The 20,642-nt window shown below is 74.3% G+C and carries 22 protein-coding genes and 1 tRNA gene; 11 read left to right on the top strand and 12 right to left on the bottom strand.

Annotation, left to right across the window (positions count from 1 at the left end):
- Positions 1–8: 8 nt before the first annotated feature.
- Positions 9–533, bottom strand: a complete 525-nt coding sequence (locus tag OIM89_RS01975) for a DinB family protein (protein WP_264490919.1) — start codon at positions 531–533, stop codon at positions 9–11.
- Between the two features lie 183 nt (positions 534–716).
- Here OIM89_RS01975 and OIM89_RS01970 point away from each other — a divergent pair, with 183 nt between their 5' ends.
- The 3 genes from OIM89_RS01970 (at position 717) to OIM89_RS01960 (ending at position 3,491) form a co-directional block, all read left to right on the top strand.
- Positions 717–1,664, top strand: a complete 948-nt coding sequence (locus OIM89_RS01970; RefSeq protein ID WP_264490918.1) for a lysophospholipase — start codon at positions 717–719, stop codon at positions 1,662–1,664.
- Between the two features lie 44 nt (positions 1,665–1,708).
- Complete coding sequence (locus OIM89_RS01965) at positions 1,709–2,068, top strand: MmcQ/YjbR family DNA-binding protein (RefSeq protein WP_030697730.1); 360 nt, start codon at positions 1,709–1,711, stop codon at positions 2,066–2,068.
- Positions 2,069–2,174: 106 nt separating this feature from the next.
- A complete protein-coding gene (locus OIM89_RS01960) occupies positions 2,175–3,491 on the top strand; it encodes an MFS transporter (RefSeq protein ID WP_226964746.1) in 1,317 nt (438 codons plus the stop codon).
- Here OIM89_RS01960 and OIM89_RS01955 read toward each other — a convergent pair.
- Together OIM89_RS01955 and OIM89_RS01950 are read right to left on the bottom strand one after the other, a co-directional pair.
- Complete coding sequence (locus tag OIM89_RS01955; protein WP_238470044.1) at positions 3,469–4,380, bottom strand: transketolase family protein; 912 nt, start codon at positions 4,378–4,380, stop codon at positions 3,469–3,471. The two genes, OIM89_RS01960 and OIM89_RS01955, sit on opposite strands and share 23 nt — an antisense overlap.
- A gap of 52 nt (positions 4,381–4,432) precedes the next feature.
- The gene (locus OIM89_RS01950; RefSeq protein ID WP_030697727.1) at positions 4,433–5,128 is read right to left on the bottom strand and encodes a hypothetical protein; all 696 of its coding nucleotides are present in this window, start codon (positions 5,126–5,128) and stop codon (positions 4,433–4,435) included.
- A 141-nt stretch (positions 5,129–5,269) separates the two neighbouring features.
- On the opposite strand from OIM89_RS01950, the gene OIM89_RS01945 reads away from it, so the two are divergent.
- A tRNA-Pro gene (locus tag OIM89_RS01945) sits at positions 5,270–5,343 on the top strand.
- Between the two features lie 79 nt (positions 5,344–5,422).
- Here OIM89_RS01945 and OIM89_RS01940 read toward each other — a convergent pair.
- Together OIM89_RS01940 and OIM89_RS01935 are read right to left on the bottom strand one after the other, a co-directional pair.
- Complete coding sequence (locus OIM89_RS01940; protein WP_264490917.1) at positions 5,423–6,856, bottom strand: hypothetical protein; 1,434 nt, start codon at positions 6,854–6,856, stop codon at positions 5,423–5,425.
- The gene (locus OIM89_RS01935) at positions 6,853–7,707 is read right to left on the bottom strand and encodes a hypothetical protein (RefSeq protein ID WP_030697725.1); all 855 of its coding nucleotides are present in this window, start codon (positions 7,705–7,707) and stop codon (positions 6,853–6,855) included. Before OIM89_RS01935 ends, OIM89_RS01940 begins: the two co-directional genes overlap by 4 nt.
- A gap of 161 nt (positions 7,708–7,868) precedes the next feature.
- Here OIM89_RS01935 and OIM89_RS01930 point away from each other — a divergent pair, with 161 nt between their 5' ends.
- Positions 7,869–8,054, top strand: a complete 186-nt coding sequence (locus OIM89_RS01930) for a hypothetical protein (RefSeq protein WP_195731538.1) — start codon at positions 7,869–7,871, stop codon at positions 8,052–8,054.
- A gap of 56 nt (positions 8,055–8,110) precedes the next feature.
- Entirely contained in the window at positions 8,111–8,854 is a 744-nt protein-coding gene (locus tag OIM89_RS01925) for a VOC family protein (protein ID WP_264490916.1), read from the top strand.
- On the opposite strand, the gene OIM89_RS01920 is transcribed toward OIM89_RS01925, so the two are convergent.
- Both OIM89_RS01920 and OIM89_RS01915 read right to left on the bottom strand, forming a co-directional pair.
- Positions 8,842–9,279: a DUF2267 domain-containing protein gene (locus tag OIM89_RS01920; RefSeq protein WP_010640585.1), complete on the bottom strand. Its 438-nt coding sequence runs from the start codon at positions 9,277–9,279 to the stop codon at positions 8,842–8,844. The genes OIM89_RS01925 and OIM89_RS01920 overlap by 13 nt on opposite strands.
- A 128-nt stretch (positions 9,280–9,407) precedes the next feature.
- Complete coding sequence (locus tag OIM89_RS01915; protein WP_030697724.1) at positions 9,408–9,839, bottom strand: Hsp20/alpha crystallin family protein; 432 nt, start codon at positions 9,837–9,839, stop codon at positions 9,408–9,410.
- Positions 9,840–9,989: 150 nt separating this feature from the next.
- On the opposite strand from OIM89_RS01915, the gene OIM89_RS01910 reads away from it, so the two are divergent.
- The 4 genes from OIM89_RS01910 (at position 9,990) to OIM89_RS01895 (ending at position 12,757) form a co-directional block, all read left to right on the top strand.
- Positions 9,990–10,664 carry a hypothetical protein gene (locus tag OIM89_RS01910; RefSeq protein ID WP_030697723.1) on the top strand — a complete coding sequence of 225 codons (675 nt, stop codon included), beginning with the start codon at positions 9,990–9,992 and terminating at the stop codon, positions 10,662–10,664.
- Between the two features lie 55 nt (positions 10,665–10,719).
- Positions 10,720–11,358, top strand: a complete 639-nt coding sequence (locus tag OIM89_RS01905) for a hypothetical protein (RefSeq protein ID WP_047466653.1) — start codon at positions 10,720–10,722, stop codon at positions 11,356–11,358.
- A 159-nt stretch (positions 11,359–11,517) separates the two neighbouring features.
- Entirely contained in the window at positions 11,518–12,153 is a 636-nt protein-coding gene (locus OIM89_RS01900) for an ATP-dependent Clp protease proteolytic subunit (protein ID WP_047466655.1), read from the top strand.
- 1 nt (position 12,154) lies between these two features.
- On the top strand, positions 12,155–12,757 hold the full coding sequence (locus tag OIM89_RS01895) for a ClpP family protease (protein ID WP_030697720.1): 603 nt from the start codon (positions 12,155–12,157) through the stop codon (positions 12,755–12,757).
- Between the two features lie 45 nt (positions 12,758–12,802).
- Here OIM89_RS01895 and OIM89_RS01890 read toward each other — a convergent pair whose 3' ends face one another.
- Positions 12,803–13,243 (bottom strand): helix-turn-helix domain-containing protein, encoded by a 441-nt coding sequence (locus tag OIM89_RS01890; protein ID WP_275577957.1) that lies wholly within the window; start codon positions 13,241–13,243, stop codon positions 12,803–12,805.
- 172 nt (positions 13,244–13,415) lie between these two features.
- Complete coding sequence (locus OIM89_RS01885; RefSeq protein ID WP_264490915.1) at positions 13,416–14,279, bottom strand: glycoside hydrolase family 16 protein; 864 nt, start codon at positions 14,277–14,279, stop codon at positions 13,416–13,418.
- A gap of 479 nt (positions 14,280–14,758) precedes the next feature.
- On the opposite strand from OIM89_RS01885, the gene OIM89_RS01880 reads away from it, so the two are divergent.
- Positions 14,759–15,313, top strand: coding sequence for a type 1 glutamine amidotransferase domain-containing protein (locus OIM89_RS01880; RefSeq protein WP_047466657.1), 555 nt, complete (start codon positions 14,759–14,761; stop codon positions 15,311–15,313).
- 440 nt (positions 15,314–15,753) lie between these two features.
- On the opposite strand, the gene OIM89_RS01870 is transcribed toward OIM89_RS01880, so the two are convergent.
- From OIM89_RS01870 to OIM89_RS01860, 3 genes are all read right to left on the bottom strand, one after another.
- Entirely contained in the window at positions 15,754–16,965 is a 1,212-nt protein-coding gene (locus tag OIM89_RS01870; RefSeq protein WP_175458381.1) for a CaiB/BaiF CoA transferase family protein, read from the bottom strand.
- Between the two features lie 92 nt (positions 16,966–17,057).
- Entirely contained in the window at positions 17,058–18,542 is a 1,485-nt protein-coding gene (locus tag OIM89_RS01865) for an ABC transporter substrate-binding protein (RefSeq protein ID WP_175458380.1), read from the bottom strand.
- A 7-nt stretch (positions 18,543–18,549) separates the two neighbouring features.
- The gene (locus OIM89_RS01860; protein ID WP_047466661.1) at positions 18,550–20,535 is read right to left on the bottom strand and encodes a hypothetical protein; all 1,986 of its coding nucleotides are present in this window, start codon (positions 20,533–20,535) and stop codon (positions 18,550–18,552) included.
- Positions 20,536–20,642 lie beyond the last annotated feature (107 nt).

Raw genomic sequence — 20,642 nt, 5'->3', positions numbered from 1 at the left:
CGCAGCGGTCACCGTCGCGCGGCGTACCGGAGCCGGAGCTGTCCGATCTCGGCGGCGTTCTTCATCAGCTCCGCGTTGACCCAGGCCGCCGTGTGCCCCACGGTCAGCCCCGCCTCCGCGTCCCAGGGGTACGCCGAGGGGCGGTCCAGCGCCGCGTCGTCCAGGCCGTCGAGGACCGCCGCCCACTCCTCGCGCAGCTCCCGCAGCCAGGCGACGGCCGCCGCACCCTCGCCGGGCCAGGCGACCTCCGTCCGCTCCGGCGGCTCGGCGCCCCGCACGACGGCGAGGGCGGTCGTCCACCACCAGCCGATGTGCCAGGTCAGCCAGGCGATCGTGGGGACGGGCACCGGGTCGGGCTCGCTCTCCGCCCAGTCCGGCCACCAGCGGCCGTCCGCGTCCTCGTGCACCGTCCAGCACAGGGAGGCCGGCTCGCGGAGGAAGTCGGCGGGTTCCAGCCGGTCCAGGTGGTAGGTGAAGAGCGACCAGGTCAGGTCGGCCTGCCAGCGCAGCAGCTCGGTTCGGGAAGTGCTCATCGGGCGATCCTGGCACGCGCGCCCGCTCGCGCCGATTCCTTTTCCGTCCTCGCCCGGCCGCCGTCAGGCCGTCGGCGCAGCCGAGGCATGAGCGGGCCCGTGACCGGGGAGGGGCAGGCAGAGCGCGCCCGGAGCACCCCGGGCACCGACCGCCCCAACACCGACCCCAGGGGAGCGCACCCGATGACCAGCCAGCCCGCAGCCGGCTCCACCGCCCACCGCCCGGGCGTCCTCAGCGCCCACGACGGAGTGGCCGTCGCCACCTACACCTGGCTGCCCGAGGGGCGCTCCCGCGCCTTCGTCCAGATCGCCCACGGCGCGGCCGAACACGCCCAGCGCTACGACCGGTTCGCCCGCCACCTCACCGCGCACGGCTTCGGCGTCGTCGCCTCCGACCACCGGGGCCACGGGGCGACCGCCCCGCTCACCGGCGGCTTCGGCGTCACCGGCGAGGACGGCTGGCGCTCGATCGTCACCGACCTCAAGGCCGTCGGCGACCAGCTCAGGGCCCTGTACCCGGGCGCCCCCGTCCTGCTGCTCGGCCACAGCATGGGCTCCATGCTGGCCCGCGACTACGCCCAGGAGTACCCGGACGACCTCGCCGGACTCCTGCTCACCGGCACCTTCCGCGCCCTGCCCGGGGCGGACCCCGCCCGGGACACCGCCCGCCTGGAGCAGGAGATCGACGCGCACGACCACGCGTACATCTCCTCCTTCGTCCCCGAACTCTTCGCCGCCTTCAACGAGCCCTACCCGCACCGCACCGGCTACGAATGGCTCTCCCGGGACGAGGCCGAGGTCGACGCCTACGCTGCCGACGACGCGTGCGGGTTCCCCTTCAGCGCCGGGTTCAGCCTCGACTGGGTCCGCGCCTCCCAGAAGGTCAACGACCCGGCCAACCTCGCCCGGATGCCCGCCGACCTGCCCGTGCACGTCGCGGTCGGCTCCGACGACCCCTGCCACCAGTCGATGGCCCAGGTCGACGCCCTCCTCGCCGACCTGCGCGGCGCGGGCGTCGAGGACCTCACCTTCACGGCGTACGAGGGCGCCCGGCACGAGATCCTCAACGAGACCAATCGCGAGGAGGTCCAGGACGACCTGACCCGCTGGCTCGACGCGCACGCGCTCTGAGCGGCGGCGCGCCCGCTGTCGGTGCCGTCGCCTACCCTCCCGCCATGGCCGAAGCCCAGGACGCCCGCACCATCGCCCTCTCGCTCCCCGAGACCACCGAGAAGATCGCCTGGTCCATGCCGACCTTCCGGGTCGCGGGGAAGATGTACGCCACCATGCCCGAGGACGAGACCTCGATCGCCGTCCGCTGCCCCAAGGAGGAGCGCGGCGAACTGGTCCTCGCCGAACCGGAGAAGTTCTGGGTCGCCGGCCACGAGGCGTCCTCGGCCTGGGTCCGGGTCCGCCTCGCCGCCGTCGACGACCTCGCCGAACTCCGCGACATCCTCACCGACTCCTGGCGGCAGGCCGCCCCCGGCCGCCTCCTGGACGCCCACCCGGAACTGGCCGCGCCGGGCGGCGGCTGAGCCGGCCCGGACGGAAAACGGCGCGCCCTCCGCCCCCGCCCGTGGCATGATCCCGCCCGGGCGGGGCGGGCGAGTCGCCGCCCGACGGTGAGGAGGGCGGAGGGCCATGGCGGCAGCGACCGAGGCGGGGACCGACCCGGACCCGGAGCCCCGCCGGGGCTTCTGGTCCCGCGACTTCGGCCTCTTCTTCACCGCCCGCGCGGTCGCCAAGCTCGGCGACACCATGCTCCCCGTCGCCCTCGCCGCAGGGCTCCTCCTGCACGGGTACGGCGCGGGCGCCGTCGGCCTCGCCATGGCCTCCTCGGTCGCCTGCTTCGCGAGTCTGGTGATCTTCGGCGGGGTCGTCGCCGACCGGGTCAGCACCCGGCTGCTGATGATCGGCGCCGACGCCGTCCGGCTGGTCACCCAGACGCTCGCCGCCGTCATGTTCTTCACCGGCCACGTCGTCCTGTGGCAGCTCTGCGTGATCGGCGCCCTCAACGGCGCGGCGGCCGCTCTCTTCCAGCCCGGCGTCGCCAGCACCGTGCCCCGGCTCGCCCGCGACGTGCAGGGCGCCAACGGTGCCATCCGCGTCGCCGAGTCGGTGATGTCGCTGGCAGGGCCTGCCGCCGCCGGCATGCTCGTCGCCTTCGTCTCGCCCGGCGGCGTCTTCGCCGCCCACGCCGCCACCTACGGCCTCAGCGCCCTCTGCCTGGTCCTGCTGCGCCTGCCGCCCGCCGCGCCCCGCACCGCCACCGGCAAGGGCGGCGCCGCCTTCCGCCGGGACCTCGTCGAGGGGTGGCGCGAGTTCCGTTCCCGCACCTGGCTGTGGGGGGTCATCGCGATCTGGGGGCTGTTCATGCTGGCGGTCTCCGGCCCCGCCGTCCCGCTGGTCGCCGCCGACGTCGTCCAGGAGCACGGCCCGCGCGCCTACGGCCTGGTCAACTCCGCCCTCGGCGCCGGCACGGTCGTCGGCGGCCTGCTCGCGCTGCGTGCCCGGCCGCGCCGGATGCTGCGCGCCGGGGCCTTCGCCGTCCTCGGCTTCGGCCTCTTCCCCGGCACCGTCGGGGCGGGGCTGGGGGTGCCCGCGATGTGCGCGGGCGCCGCCGTGGCGGGCGCCGGCATGTCCTTCTGGGGCGTCATGTGGGCCACCAGCGTCCAGACCCAGGTCCGCCCCGAGGTGCTCAACCGCATCCACGCCTACGACGTGGCCGGCTCGCTCGCCATGATGCCGGTCGGCCAGGCCCTCGCGGGCCCCGCCGCGGGCCTCCTCGGCACCGACGTGGTCCTCGTCTCCGGCGGCCTGCTGACGCTGGTCGTCGGCGCGCTCCTGCTCGGCGTACCCGCCATCCGGAACCTGGAGCGTGCCGAGGACCGGCCCGTCGCGGGCTCCCCCGTACCCGCTCCCGGCTCCAGCGCCGCTACGACGCCAGGAAGGCGCTGATGTCCCGGCGCAGCGAGGCCGCGTCCAGGCCGTGCGCGGCGTCGTGCTCCTCGGCGCGCCCGTAGCGCCGCAGCTCCTCCTTGCCCACGCCGAGCCCCAGCAGCCGGTGCGGCACCACGGAGAGCGCCTCGTCGGCCGCGCCCACCGAGGTCCCGGCCAGGTACGGCTCGACCAGCACCGCCTGGGCCGTCCCCTGGGCCGGGTCGACCGCCGCCCGGCGCAGCCCCGCCGCGTCGAAGGGCCGCACGGTGGTCGCGTACAGCACGGTCAGGTCGAGCCCCTCGGTCGCCGCGAGGACCGTGTCCAGCATCGGCCCGACCGCGACCACGGCCGCCCCGGAACGGCCCTCGCGCACCTGCCGGAACCGGGTGCCGTCCAGCGCGCGCCCCTCGGTGTTGGTCCGCTCGGAGAGGCGTACGTACACCTTGTCGTCCCCGGCGGCGACGGCGGCGCGGACCAGCGCCTCGGCCTCGTCCGGGTGGCCCGGGACGTGCACGGTCCAGCCGGGGAGGGTGTCGAGGAGGGCCACGTCGCCGGGGGACATGTGGGTGTAGCCGCCGGACGGCATGTCGTAGGAGGCGCCGGAGCTGACCAGTACGCCGCCCACGCCCTGGTGGCCGAAGTCGAGCTTGACCTGTTCGAAGGGCCGCTCCACCAGGAACGACGCGAAGGTGTGCAGCACCGGGCGCAGCCCCGACAGGGCGAGTCCGGCGCCCGCGGAGACGAGGAGCTGCTCGCGGATGCCGACGTTGACGACGCGGTCGGGGTGGGCGGTGATCGCGCCCTGGAGCCGGTCCCGGCTGATCTCGGCGATGACCAGGGCGACGCGCGGATCGGCGTCCATCAGCTGGTGCACGGTGTCCGCGAAGCGGTCGCGCATGGAGTCCACGGGAGGGTCCTTTCGGGAGGAGGGTGCGGGGGAGGGGTGTCGTCGGGGCCGGTCAGCGGCTGACGCGGGCCACCACGACGTGCGGGCGGCCGGGGTGGGGCGCGGTGAAGGCCCGGTGCAGCGCCTCGTGGTCGTGGCCGTCGACGGTCTCCGTCGACCAGCCGGCCACTGCGAAGCGGGCCGCGAGGTGCCCGGGGGCGGCGTGGCTGGCGGAGGCGTTGTCGACCACCACGGTGTGCAGGGACTCCAGCCCGGTCAGCCCCGCGAAGGCGATCGCCTCGTCGTTGGAGCCCTCGTCCAGCTCGGCGTCGCCCGTCATGACCCAGACCGCCGGCTCCGTCAGCCCTTGCGCCCGCAGCCCGAGGGCCACCCCGACGCCGATCGGCAGCCCGTGCCCGAGCGAGCCGCTGCCGATCTCCACCCCCGGCACCAGCGTCCGGTCCGGGTGGTGGCCGAGCGGCGAGGTGAACCCGCCGAAGCCGGTCAGCCACGCCTCGGGGAAGAAGCCGTGGGCGGCGAGGACGGCGTAGTACGCCATCGGGCCGTGGCCCTTGGACAGCAGGAACCGGTCACGGCCCGGGTCCTCGGCGGTCTCCGGCGTGACGCGGAGCACCCGGTCGTACAGCACCCAGAGCGGATCGAGGGTGGAGGTGGCCGCCGCGGAGTGCTTCTCGTCGCCGGTCTGGAGGCTCATGAGGCGGGGGATGTCGGCGTAGGACGGGGTCGTGCCCGAAGTGGTGGACGTCATGCGATCACCGTGCGACCTCAAGCTCGCTCGAGGTCAAGAGCGGCTCCCCCCCCCCGGAAAGGGGTGCGCGACCACCGACTCAAGTGAGGTATGGTTTTCCTGCGCGTTCGGCCAGGGGGAAACCCCAGGTCAGGCGGGCACCGGGACGTGGCGCAGCTTGGTAGCGCACTTGACTGGGGGTCAAGGGGTCGCAGGTTCAAATCCTGTCGTCCCGACTCGCGAGAGTCGTGGAAGGGCCGGTTCGGAGAGATCCGAACCGGCCCTTCGTCGTGTCGGGGGCCGCCGGCCGGAAGGTCAGCCGTTCCGGTGCCCGTTCTCGTGGTAGGCGTACTTCTCGTGCCGGGGCGTCATGCCGTCCGGGCGGGCGGCGAGGACGAAGGGGCGGCCCGCGTCGTCGACGGTGTGGTGGGTGCGGTTCCCGGAGTTGTCCTCGACGGTGACGTCGAGGGTGAAGTGGTACTCGGTCTCGTCGGGGCCCCATGCCTCGACCGTGAAGAAGAGCGTGCTGGTGGCGGGCTCGCCGTCGGTCTCGCGGAGGAGCTCTGCGGGCTCGCCGGTCAGGATGGGCAGGTGCGGGGTGTCGCGGGAGAGGCGCGCGGTTCCCGCCGACCGGCTGTCGTTGCTTTGGAGGCCCCAGAGGGCGGGGTAGCAGCCGTAGCCCTGGGGCGGGGGGCCCGCGCGGACGGTCTTCCTCACGTTCAGGGCGACGTCGACGATCCGTTCGGGGTCCTTGAGGGCGGACGGGCCGGCCATGCTGACGGCGTAGGCGGCACGGCCCGCCGGGAGGGCGCCGTCGGCGGCGAGGAGGCGTTCCATCCGCTGGCAGACGGCGCCGGGCACGTCCAGGTTGGCGGCGAGCCGGCTGACCTCGGGCACCTTGCGGTCCGCGACCATCCACATCTCCTGGCCGTTCTCGGCGAGGAGCCGCGACGCGCTCACCGACAGGGCGTCGGAGGGGCGGCCGACGGTGGTGCCCTCGCGGGCCAGGGCGAGATCCGTGGTGCCGTACTTCAGCGCGGCGCCCTGAGCCGGTGTGCCGATGCCCGCCACCGGCGGGGCGAGGGTGAAGGGGGAGCCGGCGTCGTCGATGCGTATCGTCCGCCGCCTGTCGCCCTCCCACACCTCCGCCTCGATCCACCACTGGCAGGAGCAGCCGGTGGTCCGGGTCTCGATCACGCCGCCGACGGTGGCGCCAGGGCTCACGGTCCGGCTCACCTTGAGGTCGCGCGGCCGGTCCAGGTTCAGCCGGCCCCAGCTCTCCATGGACGGGGGGACACCGCGGTCCACCGCGCCCAGGCACTCCACGTCGGTCCCCCTCGGCGGAGGCAGCGCGCGCCCCTTGACGACGCGCAGCGAGCGCACCACCAGGCCGCGGTCCCCGGGCGCCGTCAGTGTGAACGCGGCGGCCGCCGTGCCCCGGGGAACGGCCGAGTGCTCGGTGGCCCAGGTGAACAGTGCGGCGCAGCGCCCGGAGCCGAGCGCCCGGTCCGGTACGGCCGAGCCCTCCGGGACGGTGGCGGACCAGGTGGAGGACCAGGCCAGGCCCAGCGCCTGCCGTCCGGCCGCCCTGCTCCGGCCCTCGGCGGCGATGTTCGGCCCGGCGGAGGCGTTGGGGCGCGCAGTGGCGGGGGCCGGTTCGTCGGGAGTGAGGGCGACCGGCGCCGCCACCCCGGCCCAGACGGCGGCGGTCAGGAGGAAGGCCACGAGGAAGGGGCGGCGGCCGTTCACGGCTGCTTCTTCCAGTGGGTCATCGAGTCGTCGCACCGGTACGTGCTGTCGATGTCTCCCTCGTCGGGGGCCAGGACGAAGGGCTTGCCACCGTCGTCCACGACGACCCGGCCCTTCTCCGTGCCCTGCTGGTAGACGACGTCGAGCACGTAGGAGGCGGCCGTCTCGCCGGCCTCGACCCGGATGTCGAAGACGGCGGGCTCGTCCTGCTTGGCGAGCTGCATCTCCTGGGTCGGGTACTGGCCGACGGCCTTCTCCCCGTCGTACTCCTGCGCGGCCGTGTCCGAGGCGCCGAGGTCGATGCGGAGCCGGGTGATGCCGGTGCTGCCCTCGGCGCCGCCGCAGGAGAGCAGGTCTCCCTCGGCTGCCGGCTTCTCTTCGGTGACGCGGGCGCGGACCCCGGTGACGGAGACGGGGACCTTGGTGAAGTTCATCAGGGTGACCCGGACGCGCATCATCCCGGCGTAGGTGCCGTCGGCCTCGACCAGGCCGTCCAGGGCCGTGCCGGCGTCCATGGCCTCCTGTTCCAGCTTCGCCACGTCCGCGGTGCCGGGTATCCGGACCGCCTTGGTGTCCCGGGTCAGGTCCCACCAGACCTCGGACTCGGCGTGCAGGGCCCGGCCCGCGGGCACCGGTGAACGGCTGCTGCTCCACACGTCGAAGTAGGTGGTGACGGCCGCGGCCAGGGCGGTGCTCAGGACGACGCCGAGCGCGGCGGCGGCGATCGTCCTCATCCGGCCCCGTCCGGGCTCGGCGGCGTCCTGGGGCTGATGGGCGGCGGGCGCGTCGTCGTCAGGGGACGACGCGGGGTCGCCCGGCTCTGCGGTCTCGGTCTCCGGGGTCTCGGGCACGCGCTCGCCACCATCCGATCTCGGGCTGTGTGCAGGGGAGTTGGCGCTGAAGCGCTTCATCTTGGCACGTACACGGAGTAGGGCCGAAGGGATTTTCCCCGCAGGCCGGGCCGATCAGCAGGCGGACCGCGCGTCCCACTTCCCGGACCACTCCTGGTGCCGTGCCACCGCCTCGTGGAGAAAATGCCGGCCGAGCCGGACTGGACCCGCCCACCCCGCTGCTGCGCACCGGCGCCACCCCGGAGGAGCTGCGTGGCCCGGGCGACTTCGCCGCGCTGTGCGCCCGCGTCACCCAGGAGGTGAAGGCGGCGGCCGTGCCCGGGGAGCGGACCGGTGGCGTAGCCTGACGGGCGAGTGGGCAAGTTTGACTACTTGTCCTGACCCCCTCGGTGAGGAGGGCCGCGTGAGCGGTGAGAGAACGGTGCCGCTGCTGCCGTGCCGGTCGGTCGACGAGATCGCCGGCTTCCGCGCGATGCCGGGCTTCACCCGCACCTGCCGCCAGGAGCGCCCGAACCCGTACGTGGTGGTGGAGCGCGGCGAACTCCACCTGCACTTCTTCGGCCTGCCCGGCTTCCGCCCCGAGGACTCCTACGGGACCTGCCTCGTGGTGGTGCCCGACATCGCGGAGGTCTTCGACGCCTTCGCCGCCGGGACGCGGGCCGTCCACGGCGAGCTGCTGGTCTCCGGCATTCCCCGGATGGCCCGGCCGCGCCGGCGGAAGAACGCCGAGGGCATGACCGGGTTCGCCGTGATCGACCCCGGCGGGAACTGGATCAGGTTCACCGCGGGGGCCGAGGACGCCCCGGCCGGGCCCGGGCCCGGGGGCGGCGGGCTGGCGGGGGCGCTGCGCCACGCCGTGGTCATGGGCGACTCGCGCGGCGACCACGAGCGGGCCGCGCGTCTGCTGGACCACGCCCTTCGCCGTGGCGAGGCCACCGCCGGCCCCGCCGAACTGGTGGAGGCACTGGCCTACCGCGCCGAACTCCCGGCCCGTGCCGAAGACCCCCGGCGTAAGGGAGTTCCTCGCCCGGGCCGAGCGGGTCACCCTCGACGAGGCCGGGCGACGGGTGTCGGCCGACGCGCTGACCGCCCTTCGCGACCTGGCGGCCTCCTTCTCCGCCCGGCCCGCGCGGCTCAGGCCGGCTGACTGAGTTCCGCCCGGCCGAAGAGCAGGGCGTGCCCAGGCGGAAGCTGGTCGAGCAGGTCGTCCAGGAGGTCGGGGCCCGCCAGGTCGGCGACGACCGTGAGGACCGAGCCGGTGTCCCAGCGGGTGGTGGCGAGGGAGGCACCGGAGCGTGCGGCCAGCTCCGCCACCAGTTCCTGCCCGGTCAGGGGAGTGGTGGCGGGTATCTCGCGGACGAGGAGGCGGGCCGCTTCGGCGGGCAGCCGCGCGGCCAGGGCGACGCGCCCTTCCCCGCCGAGCTGGCGGCCCAGCCCGGCCAGCACGAGGCGCGCGGCCTCCTCGGCCCGCTCCCGGGTCGGGTAGACGCCCTGGTAGCGGACGGCCTCCAGGAACTGCGTCCACTCGGGCGCCGGGGCGGGGAAAACGGTCTGGTGGGGGCCGTGGGGCACTGCTGGTCGCCTTTCGTGTCGGAGGGTGGCCGCCGGGATGCGGCTGTCGGGGAGGGCGCGCCGCCCGGGCCCCGGGACGTACGCGGCGTCGCGGAGCCCGGGCGGCGCGGGGCAGGGGGCGGCCCGGCTCAGCCGGTGATCTGCTGGCGGGACTCGCCCTGGCCGACCTTCACCCGGCGGCGCTTGGCGCGCTCGGCGATCGGGATGCGCAGGGTCAGCACGCCCGCGTCGTAGTCGGCCCGCACCTGGTCGGTGTCGAGGGTGTCGGCGAGGACGAGCTGCCGGGAGAAGACGCCGAGCGGTCGTTCGGCGACCTCCATCCGGACGTTCTCCGCGTTGCCCGCCGGGCGTCGTTCGGCCTTGACGGTGAGCATGTTGCGCTCGATGTCGATCTCGATCGCCTCCGGGTCGACACCCGGCAGGTCGAAGGAGACCACGTACGTGTCGCCCTCGCGGCAGGCGTCCATCGGCATCGCCGTCGGGCGGCTCCAGGTGCCGGGGGCGGTCAGCTCGCGGGCGATCCGGTCGAACTCGCGGAAGGGGTCAGTGCGCATCAGCATGGGTGAACACCTCCAGAAGTCCAGGCAGTTGATGCCATGCGCTTCACCTGACACCGTTGTAACATGTCATCCGAACGATGACAAGCAAGCCGTCGTCCATCGGACGACGCACCGGAGTGCGCGACACGGCCGCGCGGCACAGGAGGCCCCATGACCACTGCCGACCGCCCCACCCCGGGCCCCAGCGGACGGCCCGGCCCGCCCTTCACCCCCGACCCGGCCTCCTTCCTGGCCGTCGCGGGCGCCCTGGAGGCCATCCGGGACGCCGTCGACGCCGCCGAGTCCGGCACGGCCGGGGCCGGCGGCGGGGGAGCGGGGGCCGAGGACGTCCTCGCCAGCCTGCTCCTGCTGCGCCAACTGCGGGAGCAGCTCGCCGTCTGGGAACCCGGCCTCGTCGAGACGGCCCGCGAGGCCGGAGCCAGCTGGGCCGATCTGGCCCACCCCCTGGGCGTCTCCAGCCGCCAGGCCGCCGAGCGCCGCTATCTGCGCAACCGCCCCGGTGCCACGGGCACCACCGGCGAGCAGCGCGTCCGGGCCACCCGCGAACGCCGGGCCGCCGACCGCGACCGCACCGCCTGGGCCCGGGCCAACGCCGCCGACCTGCGCCGCCTGGCCGCCCAGATCACCAGCCTCACCGGTTTGCCCGCCGCCGCCCGCCCCCCGGTCGCCCGCCTCGACCAGGCACTCGCCCACGACGACCCGGCCGCCCTCCTCGCCCCCCTCCGCGAGGCCGCGCGCCCGCTCCGCTCCGCCCATCCCGAACTGGCCGGCCGGATCGACGCCCTGTCCGGCCCGGACGGCACGGCCCCGTCCGGGCCGTCCTGACCTCCGCCCGGCGCTCTCGCGTGCGCGGCGGCCTCCCGTACCGCAGACTGCGGCTGTGACAGAGCGGCGGCAGCGCTTCGAGGGGTGGATCGCCGGGGTCGGGACGGGCTCCGGTACGCGGCTGGTGCTCGGGCACTGGGAACGGTCGCCGTTCGGCGCGTTCAGCGACGTGATGGTGGAGGAGGCCGACGGGCGGCGCACCCTGCTCGCGCCCACCGCCGAGGTCGCGGCGTACGTGGCCGCCACCTACCGGTTCGAGGAGGTGGCGGTGGTACCGGTGCGGGTCACTGCTGCCGGGCCCCGGTGGCAGGTGGCGGCCGGGCCGCTGCGGCTGGCGTTCACCACCGGCAGCCGGACCTTGCTGGGGCTGCTGCTGCGCGCCGTACCCGTGCCGCTCGGCCGGCTTCCCGCCTGGGCGGCGCTGCTCGACGGACCGGCGCGGCTGCTGCCCGGCGTACGGACCCGGGGGAGCGCGGGCGGCGGCCGGCGCGAGTGGTACGGCGCCCACGACCTGCGGCGGATCACCGCCGTGCGCGCGACCTGGGAAGGCCGGGAGCTGGGGCCGCTCGCGCCCGTGGCGCCGCCGGTCGCCTTCGGGTTCGGCTCCACACCGCGCCGGCCCGCGCTGGTCCGGGTGACGACGACGGTGGAGAGTGCCCCGTCCCGTCCCCGGAGGGCGACCGGAGACGGGTGATCCGGTGCCCCGGGACGGGGCCGCACCTCCCTGCCGGGGCGCGCTCTGCCCGTGGCGAATCTGCTCCCGGCAGAGAACCGGTTCCGGCTGTCCGGCAGCGGCCAGAGTGAGGTCACCGGGGCGCGTCGGCGTCCCGTACCGGACCTGAGGAGAACGGACATGGCGCCCTCGCACCCCGCCTGGTCGGCCGCTGACGCGGAGACCGCACCCACCCGCTACGACGACCAGCTCGCCGGACAACTGCTCACCCAGCGCATCGTCCTGCTCGGCACCCAGGTCGACGAGACCTCCGCCAACCGGATCTGCGCCCAGCTGCTCCTGCTGTCGGCGGAGGACCCGCGCACCGACATCAGCCTGTACATCAACAGCCCCGGCGGCTCGGTCACCGCCGGGCTCGCCATCTACGACACGATGCGGCTGATCCCCAACGACGTGTCGACGCTCGCCATGGGCTTCGCCGCCAGCATGGGCCAGTTCCTGCTGACGGTCGGGACGGCCGGCAAGCGGTTCGCGCTGCCCAACGCGCGCATCATGATGCACCAGCCCTCGGCGGGCATCGGCGGATCGGCCGCCGACATCGCCATCCAGGCCGAGAACCTGGAGTTCACCAAGCGCGCCATCGAACGGCTGACGGCCGAGCACACCGGCCGCAGCGAGGCCGAGATCAGCCGGGACAGCGACCGCGACCGCTGGTTCACCGCCGAACAGGCCAAGGAGTACGGGATGGTGGACCGGGTCGTGCACACCCTGGACGACGTCCGCCCCTCCGGCACGCGGCGGAAGGCGGGGATCTGACATGGCGCAGTACACGATCCCGACCGTCGTCGAGCGCACCGCGCGCGGCGAGCGGGCCTTCGACATCTACAGCAGTCTGCTCTCCGAGCGGATCATCTTCCTCGGCACCGAGATCGACGACGGCGTCGCCAACGTGGTCATCGCCCAGCTCCTCCACCTGGAGTCGGTCGCGCCCGACCAGGAGATCGCGCTGTACATCAACTCGCCCGGTGGCTCGTACACCTCGTTGATGGCGATCTACGACACGATGACCTTCGTGTCGGCGCCCCTGTCGACCTTCTGCGTGGGTCAGGCCGCTTCCACCGCCGCCGTCCTCCTCGCGGGCGGCGACCCGGGCCGGCGGCTGATCCTGGAGCATGCCCGGGTGCTGCTCGGGCAGCCGGCCAGCGGCGGCAGCCAGGGCACCGTTTCCGACCTGACGGTGCAGGCCAAGGAGGTGGCCCGGGTCCGCAGCCAGACCGAGGAGGTCCTCTCCCGCCACACCGGGCACAGCGTGGAGCGGCTGCGGGCCGACATGGACCGGGACAAGGTGTTCACCGCCGAGGAGGCCGTCGCCTACGGCCTCGCCGACGAGGTGCTGACCCGCAGGCGGCCGCAGGGCTGAGCGGTGGTGCCCCGGTACGGGGGTCCGGGGCACCCCTCGACGGCCTCAGGCGGCCAGCCGGACCTCTGCCCGGACCGGGCCGCTCCCGGCCTGCGGGCGGCCGGGCAGCCGGGTCACGCTCGCCACCCGCAGTGGTGCCGCCGGCGCGGCGGACGCCTCGGGCCGGCCGCGGCGGTCCGCCGGGACCAGGTCGCGCTGGGTCAGGGCGAGCAGGTCCGCGAGGCTCAGTCCGAGTGCCCCGGCGGCTGCCGCCAGGACCTCCGAGGAGGCTTCCTTGCGGCCGCGCTCGATCTCGGAGAGGTACGGCATGGAGATCCGCGCGGCCTCGGAGACCTCCTTGAGGGTGCGGCCCTGCGCCTGGCGCTCACCGCGCAGCGCGCCGCCCACCACCTGCCGCCAGAGGGGTTCCTTCGCCGCCTGTCCGCGCGGGCGGGGGCCGGGGCCCGGGCGGGCGTCGGGATCGGGGTTCGCCGAGTGGTTGCTCACCGTCCCAGCCTAGGAGCGGCCCGGCCTCCCGGGCACCGCCTGGCGTTCCGCCCGCGGCGAACCAGGCGGAGCGGGAAACTCCGTTCGGCCCGGCGCCGCGAACCGCCCCGGCCCCGGCACCGCTCAGCGGTACCAGGGCCGGGGAGGTGGCTCCCGTAAGGGAAGCGCGGGGTCAGTCGCTGGTCGTCACCCGGACGTAGTCGACGACGAGTTCCTGCGGGAAGGTGGTGTTCCCGTCCGGCGGACCGGGCCAGTCGCCGCCGACCGCCAGGTTCAGGATGAGGAAGAACGGCTTGTTGAAGACCCACGGGTTGCCGCCCGTGTCGGCGGGGGTGCGGGTCTGGTACACCTGGCCGTCCACCGACCAGCTGATGCGGTCCGGCGCCCAGTCCACCGCGAAGGTGTGGAAGCCGTCGGCGAACTGCTCGCCGCCCGGCAGGGTGTACCCGGCGCCGATGCCGTTGCCGCCGGAGTAGCCCGGGCCGTGCAGGGTGCCGTGGACCGTGGACGGCTCGTAGCCGACGTTCTCCATGATGTCGATCTCGCCGGAGGCGGGCCAGCCCACCTGGCCGAAGTCGGCGCCGAGCATCCAGAAGGCCGGCCACATGCCCTGGCCGCGCGGCACCTTGAGCCGGGTCTCGACGTGGCCGTACTGGGCGTTGAACCGCTCGGCCGTGTTGAGCCGGGCCGAGGTGTACTCGCACCGCCCGTACCAGCACTGGTAGTCGCGGGGGTTCTCCTTGCGGGCGGTGATGACGAGGTTGCCGTTGCCGTCGAGGGCGGCGTTGTCGGCACCCGGGGTGTAGTACTGGCTCTCGTGGTTGTTGACGTTGTCGCCGGTCTCCAGCTGCCAGCGGCCGCCGTCGACCGCCGAGCCGGCCGGTCCGTCGAAGTTGTCCTCGAAGGTGACGGCCTGGGCGCGGGATGAGCCGGCCGACTCGTCGGCGGCCGCGGTGGCTGCCGGGGCCAGGAGGCCCGCGCAGCACAGGAGGGAAGCCGCCCAGAGGGCGGTGGGGAGGCGTCGGGAACGGTGCACGGTGGCATCACATCGCTTCACGAGTAGTCGTGCTCATGTCAATGCGGTGGGGGGACTGCCGGGTGTCGCTGTGCTCTGTGGAGGAGGTTCCCGGGCCGGGGTGGGGTGTCCGGCCCGTTCCTTCACAGGTTGATTGAAGTGGTGTCCTGGGTGGGCGTCAAGGGTTCGTGTTCCAGAACCTTTCGGCGCTGTGAGCGTCGGCCCGCGCCCGGCGAGGGGGCATGGGTTCAGGTCGTGAAGGGGGCGCCCGCGGTGGGCTGCGGGTTTGCCGCCGCCGGCGGGTGGGCCTGGCGTGGCCGTCGGGGTCGCGAGGGGCGGAAAAGACCGGCCCGGCCGGGAGTGCATGCCCCGGGTGTCGCCGGGCACGCGATCCGGGAGCCCGGGCAGGACGTGCCGTATGCTCGCTGTTGTGAGGAATGTCTTACTTTGGAGGGCGGGGGCAGATCCCCGCCCGACGACGTACACCCGGAAGGACGAACATGAGTGACAACGGCCCGAGCCGTGTCCTGGCGATCGTGACCAACTACGGCGTCGAACAGGACGAACTGCTGGTGCCGGTCCGGCACCTGCGCGACCACGGCACCCCGGTCGACGTGGCCGGTGTCTCCGCAGGGGAGATCCGCACCCTGGTCGGCGACAAGGACCCGGGAGACTCCGGCACCGCCGACCTGGCCCTCGCCGACGTCGACCCCTCCGCCTACGACCTGCTGCTCATCCCGGGCGGCACGCTCAACGCCGACTCGCTGCGGCTCGACGGCAAGGCGATGGAGATCGTCCGCGCCTTCACCTCCTCGGGCCGCCCCGTCGCCGCCATCTGCCACGGCCCGTGGGCCCTGGTGGAGACCGGAGCCGTCCAGGGCAAGCGCCTGACCTCGTACGCCTCGCTCCAGACCGACGTGCGCAACGCCGGGGGCGAGTGGGTGGACGAGGCCGTGGTGACCGACGACACCGGCGGCTGGACGCTGATCACCTCGCGAAACCCCGGCGACCTGAAGGAGTTCCTCCGCGAGATCGACGCCACCCTCACCGCCTGACCGGGCCGCGCGGCGGCGGCGCGCATGACAGCATCGGCACCCGTGACCGACGTCCGCGACCGTCGCCGCCCGCCCCGCACCGCGCTCTCGGGCTGCTCGTCCTGTACACCGAGCGGCTGGAGGCGTGCCGGGCCTTCCACGCCGGACTCGGACTGGCGCTCGTCGCCGAGCAGCACGGCGCCGGGCCCGCCCACTGGTCCGCCCGACTCGGCCCCGGCTGCGTACTGGCGCTGTACCCGGCGGGCGGGCGGCCGCCCACCGGGAGGCTGCGTCCCCCGCCCGGCGCGCGTCCTGCTCGAACACCGTGACCCGATGGCCCCGCCGCCCCAGCATGAGCGCTGCCGCCGACCCGCCGACACCCCCGCCGATCATCGCGACCCGCGCCACAGAATCCCCTTCGCGTCGTGGTGCGCCAGGAGCCTGGCGGGGGCCCGGCCCTGTCAGTCGTCGGCCTCCGCCACCCCCGCCGCCAGCAGGCGGGCGATCTCCCCGGGGGTGCGGCCGAGCGAGGCCAGGATGTCGCGGGTGTGCGCCCCCGCCGCCGGGACCGGGTCCATGCGGGGCTCCACGCCGCCGAGATCGGCCGGGGGCAGCAGGGCCCGCACCGGCGCGGGCGCGCCGGGCACCTCGACCCGTCGCCAGCGGTCCCGCTCCGCCAGCACCGGGTGGTCCAGGAACTCCGGCACCGAGTTGACCCCGGCCGCCGCGATCCCGGCGTCCGCCAGCAGCTCCAGCGCCTCCTCGGTGGCGAGGGCGGCGAAACGCTCCGCCACCCGTGCTTCCAGCGCCTCCCGGTGCGCGACCCGGTCGGGCCCGGTCGCGAACCGCGGGTCCACCGCCAGCTCCGGGGTGCCCAGCACCACCGTGCAGAGCGCCGCCCACTCCCGCTCGTTCTGCACCGACAGCAGTACGTCCTTGCCCTCGGCGGTGGTGAACGGGCCGTACGGCGCGATGGTCGCGTGCCGTGCCCCCACCCTGGGCGGCGGCGTGCCCCCGTACTCCGTGTAGAGGGCCGGCTGCCCCATCCATTCCGCCAGCGCCTCGAAGAGGGAGACGTCGACGGTGGGGGTGCGGCCGGTCGTGGCCCGGGTGTACAGCGCGGTGAGGATGCCGGAGTAGGCGTACATCCCGGCGGCGATGTCGGCGACCGAGATGCCCGAGCGGACCGCCTCGCCGGCCGTGCCGGTGATCGACAGCAGCCCGGTCTGGCACTGCGCCAGCAGGTCGTACGCCTTGCGGTCGGACCACGGGCCGTTCGCGCCCCAGCCGGTGATCCGGCACGGGACCAGCGAGGGGTGGCGGGCCTGGAGCCCCTCCGGGGCCAGGCCGAGGCGGTCGGCGGCGCCCGGGGCCAGGTTCTGCACGAAGACGTCGGCGCCGGTGAGCAGTTCCTCCAGGATCTCCCGGCCCTCGGGCGACTTGAGGTCGAGGCAGACCGACTCCTTGGAGCGGTTGAGCCAGACGAAGTAACTGGCCTGGCCGTGCACGGCCGTGTCGTACCGCCGGGCGAAGTCGCCGCCGCCGGTGCGCTCGACCTTGATCACCCGCGCGCCCAGATCGGCCAGTTGCCGGGTCGCGTACGGCGCCGCCACCGCCTGCTCGACACTGACCACCGTCACACCGGCGAGGGGGAGAGGGGGCGGGGAGGGCATGGCGGACTCCTGGCGGGCTCGGCGCGGGGAGGCCACCGTACCCGCGGGCCCGCACGGCACCCGGCGCGGGGCCGGGCGCCGTGGGGCGGGCGTCAGCCCTGGCCGGCCGGTTCGCCCGTGGCGGCCGAGACGTCGGCGAGGACGGAGCGGCCCGAGGGAGTGAGTTGCAGGATCGGCACCGCCTTGTCGCGCGGGTCGCCGTTCTTCTTGAACGAGAGGAAGCCGCTGGCCCCGGCCACCTGCTGCGCCCCCGACATCTGGTGGAACATCCGTGCCACCGAGGGACCGGTCACCTTGTCCTGCCCCTGCCACTTGGACGCCATCTCGACGCCCTTCGCGGCGGTCAGCACCGCGTCGTGGCCCATGATGTCCTGCCCGTCGTACCGGGGGTCGTCCGGGAACCACTTGTCCATCTGACCGCCCGGCAGGAAGTGCCCGGCCGACAGCTTCGACACCGCCTGCGGGTTCTTCTCGTACATGTCCTGGTGCGCCAGGCCCGTGTAGTACACCTGCACCCCGGTCCGCGCCGCGTCGGCGAGCTGCTCCGGCGTCAGGTTGGTGGTGTCGTCACCGGTCAGCACCGTGAACTCGCGGTCCTTGCAACTGCTGCGGTTGGCAAGGGCGTTGAGGAAGTGCGCCAGGTGCCGGCCGCGCCCGGCGAAGTACACCGCCTCCGGCTTCTCCTCGCAGAGATGGCCGGGGATGTACCGCAGCTCGCCCTCCCAGGCGCTGGGGACCGAGGAGTCGTACGACAGGGAGTCGCCTACCAACCGGTGCTCGCCGTCCGGGTACTCCTCGCGGAACGCCTTCGCCAGGGTGGCGGCGTACAGGTTGGACTTCGCGTCGTCCTGGACGATCGCCGCCGTCCTGAACCCCTCCCGCTTGAGGTACGCGGCGCCCGCCCGGGCCTCGTCGACGTTGGTCGGCGCGACGCGCACGAAACCGTCTATGCCCTTGATGTTGGTGGCCGTCATGATGCTCGCCACCGTGGCCACGTCGTTGTCGGAGAGCTTCTTGAGCGCTTCGAGGTTCCGCTCCGTGCTCGGTCCGAGCCCGGTCACGGCGACCAGCCGGTCCGGCCCGTCCTTGAGCTCCAGCAGCCGGTCGACCGCGTACTCCCACTGCGTGGAGTTGCTGCCGGTGTTGGCGACCAGCAGCCGGATCTTCGGCGAGGCCGACAGGTCGCCCTGGTTGTGCCGGTACTGCGCCAGGTAGGCGCCCTCCAGCTCGTGACGGACCGAGTCCTCCGAGTTGCTGTCGTCGTCGGTGAGGGTGAACGAGGTCAGGTACGCCACCGAGACGTACGGGTGCTCGTCGCCCTCCGCCTCGACCCGGGCGTTCTCCTTGGCGATGAGCTTCTGCACGTCCTCCAGGTGCGTGTCGAAGACATGGCCTCCGGCCGTCACCCCTACGCACTCGTCGTGCGGACCGCGCCGTACGACGTCCTCGTGGCAGGTGGCCCGCGACTCCTGCCACCAGTTCCACGCCACCACACCCGCCACCGCCAGCACTCCGGCGGCCACGACCCCCACCACGGTGCGGATCACCAGGTGCAGCGGCCACTCGATCCTGCGCATCCGGCCCTCAGCTCCCGTTCGTCGTCGTCCGTGAGGGGCGCCAGTGCAGATAGCGCTCCGACTCGTTCAGCAGGGCCACGTTGTCGCTCCTCCCCAGCCGCGAGAGCTGGATGAATCCGTCCGCCAGCACATGGCCCAGCCGCATGCCGGGGTCCGCCAGCGGATCACTCCACAGCCAGCGCGCCGCCACCAGGCCGCGCACCACCGACCGGCCCGTCACCGCGCCGCCCGGTTCCGGCGGCGCCAGGGTGGCCAGCAGCTCCAGCGGGCCGCCCACGCTCGCCAGCCGGTTCGGCGCCGCCGTCACCTTCTCCAGCTCGCTGATCCAGGTCGTCGCCGGCAGCGTGTCGAAGCGGCTCAGCAGGTGGTCGGTGACCTCTTCGAGGCGGCCGGTCGCCAGCAGGTGGTACATCCGGTCGGGCGTCCTGCCCGCCTCCCGGGCGTGCTCGGCCAGCAGGTCGTGGGCGGCCTCCCAGTCGCTGGGCCGCGCGGCCAGCTTCCACAGCAACAGCCGCCGCAGCCACGGGTGGAGGGCCGGAGTGAACGCCCCCGGCCCGTCGATCAGGCGGCGGATGCGCAACTGCGTGAAGAGCGCCTCGCCGTATCCGAGCACCTGGGTGCCCACGTACAGGTCGGGCGCGGCCGCGCACTCGGCCAGCCGGTCCCGCTCCCGGTCGTCGAAGCCGTCGAGCAGCGAGTCGAGCGCGGCGTCGGCCAGCGTCCGCTGCTCCTCGCCGACCAGCACGATCCGGTCCGGCAGCGTCCTGAGCCACCGCTCCTGCGCCGGGCCGGGCGCACGCTCCCCGTCGGCCTGCTGGAGCGCCTGGAGGACCTGGCTGACGCCTTTGGGCAGGCCGCCGGTGAGCCGGTGGATGAAGGGCGTCAGCCGGGTGAAGGGCGAGAGGCCGGGGTGGGTGTGGAGCTGCTTCTCGACCAGGGTGTGCACCTCCTCCTGCTGGAGGTCGCGCAGCCGGATCGGGTACCACCACGTGTCCTCGCCGTCCCGCGGCGGCCGGTGCGCCCGCCAGTCCTCCAGCGACGCCCCGTCCGGCACCCGCAGCTGCCACGGCCACTGCTCGCCCGAGGCCGGGCCCCAGCGCGGCAGCCACCGGTTGCAGCTCGCCACCACCGTCAGCGGGTCGCAGGGGCCGCTCGCCACCACCGTGTCGTCGTGCCGGGCGCGCAGCAGCAGGTCCAGGAAGCGGCGCCCGTACCGGGTGTCGGTCTGGTCGAGCAGGAGCAGGAACGACCGGGGCGAGAACGACGGCGCCGCGCCCCGCCGCAGATCCTCCAGGAAGGCGGAGAACAGGATGCGGTCGAGCCGGTCCCGGTCCTCCTCGTGACCCCGGTGGCGCCAGGAGTTCAGCTCGGTCAGCGCCTCCCAGCGGTCCTGGGCGCGGGTCAGCGGATGGGCGCCGTACCAGTACGCGGCCTGCCCCAAGCGGTTGCCGCCGGGCAGCCGCCGCCGGCCGCGCCGCAGCGCGTCGTTGAGCAGCGCGAGGGCCGCCGTCGAGGCGCCCTCGGGGGCGCCGATCGCGCCGCCCGCCACCTCGAAGAAGGCGGCCAGGTAGTCGCCGTAGCGGTTCTCCGCCTGCTGCTGGAAGTGGCGCAGCCGCTGCTGGATGGAGCGCCGCCCCTCCTCCAGCGAGGTCATCGACAGGTCCTCGTCGGAGGCGAGCAGACCGAGCGTCAGCAGGGGGAACGACATCCGGCGGTACTGCGGCAGCCGCCGCTCCAGCTGGCGCGCGAGCAGACCCAGCGCGTACCTCGGCAGCAACGCCTGACCGGGGGCGAACCGCAGGTAGGCGAAGGGGTACGAGGGCCCGTACCGCTCCATCAGCGCGCTGTGCGTCTCGCTGGCGCCGCTGCCGCGCGGCCCGAGCAGGACGGTCACCGGCCGTTCCTCCTGAGGCGGACGGCCCAGCGCCTCACCGGCCAGGGAGACGATCCCCCAGCGTCCCAGGACGCCCGCGCCCACCGCCGAATCCGTCACCTTGCCGAGTCCCCCTCGTCCGTGCTGCGCCCGCCCCGGACCGGCCGCCGGTACGCGGCGCCCGGTCCGGCACCGCCGTGCGGCCTCGCTTCCCCGTGACCCGCCCA

The sequence above is a fragment of the Streptomyces sp. BI87 genome (assembly GCF_025957665.1).
Taxonomy (GTDB): Bacteria; Actinomycetota; Actinomycetes; order Streptomycetales; family Streptomycetaceae; genus Streptomyces; species Streptomyces albidoflavus.
The sequence above is the reverse complement of the archived record's forward strand: the minus strand, read 5'-3'. Positions and strand labels throughout refer to the sequence as shown.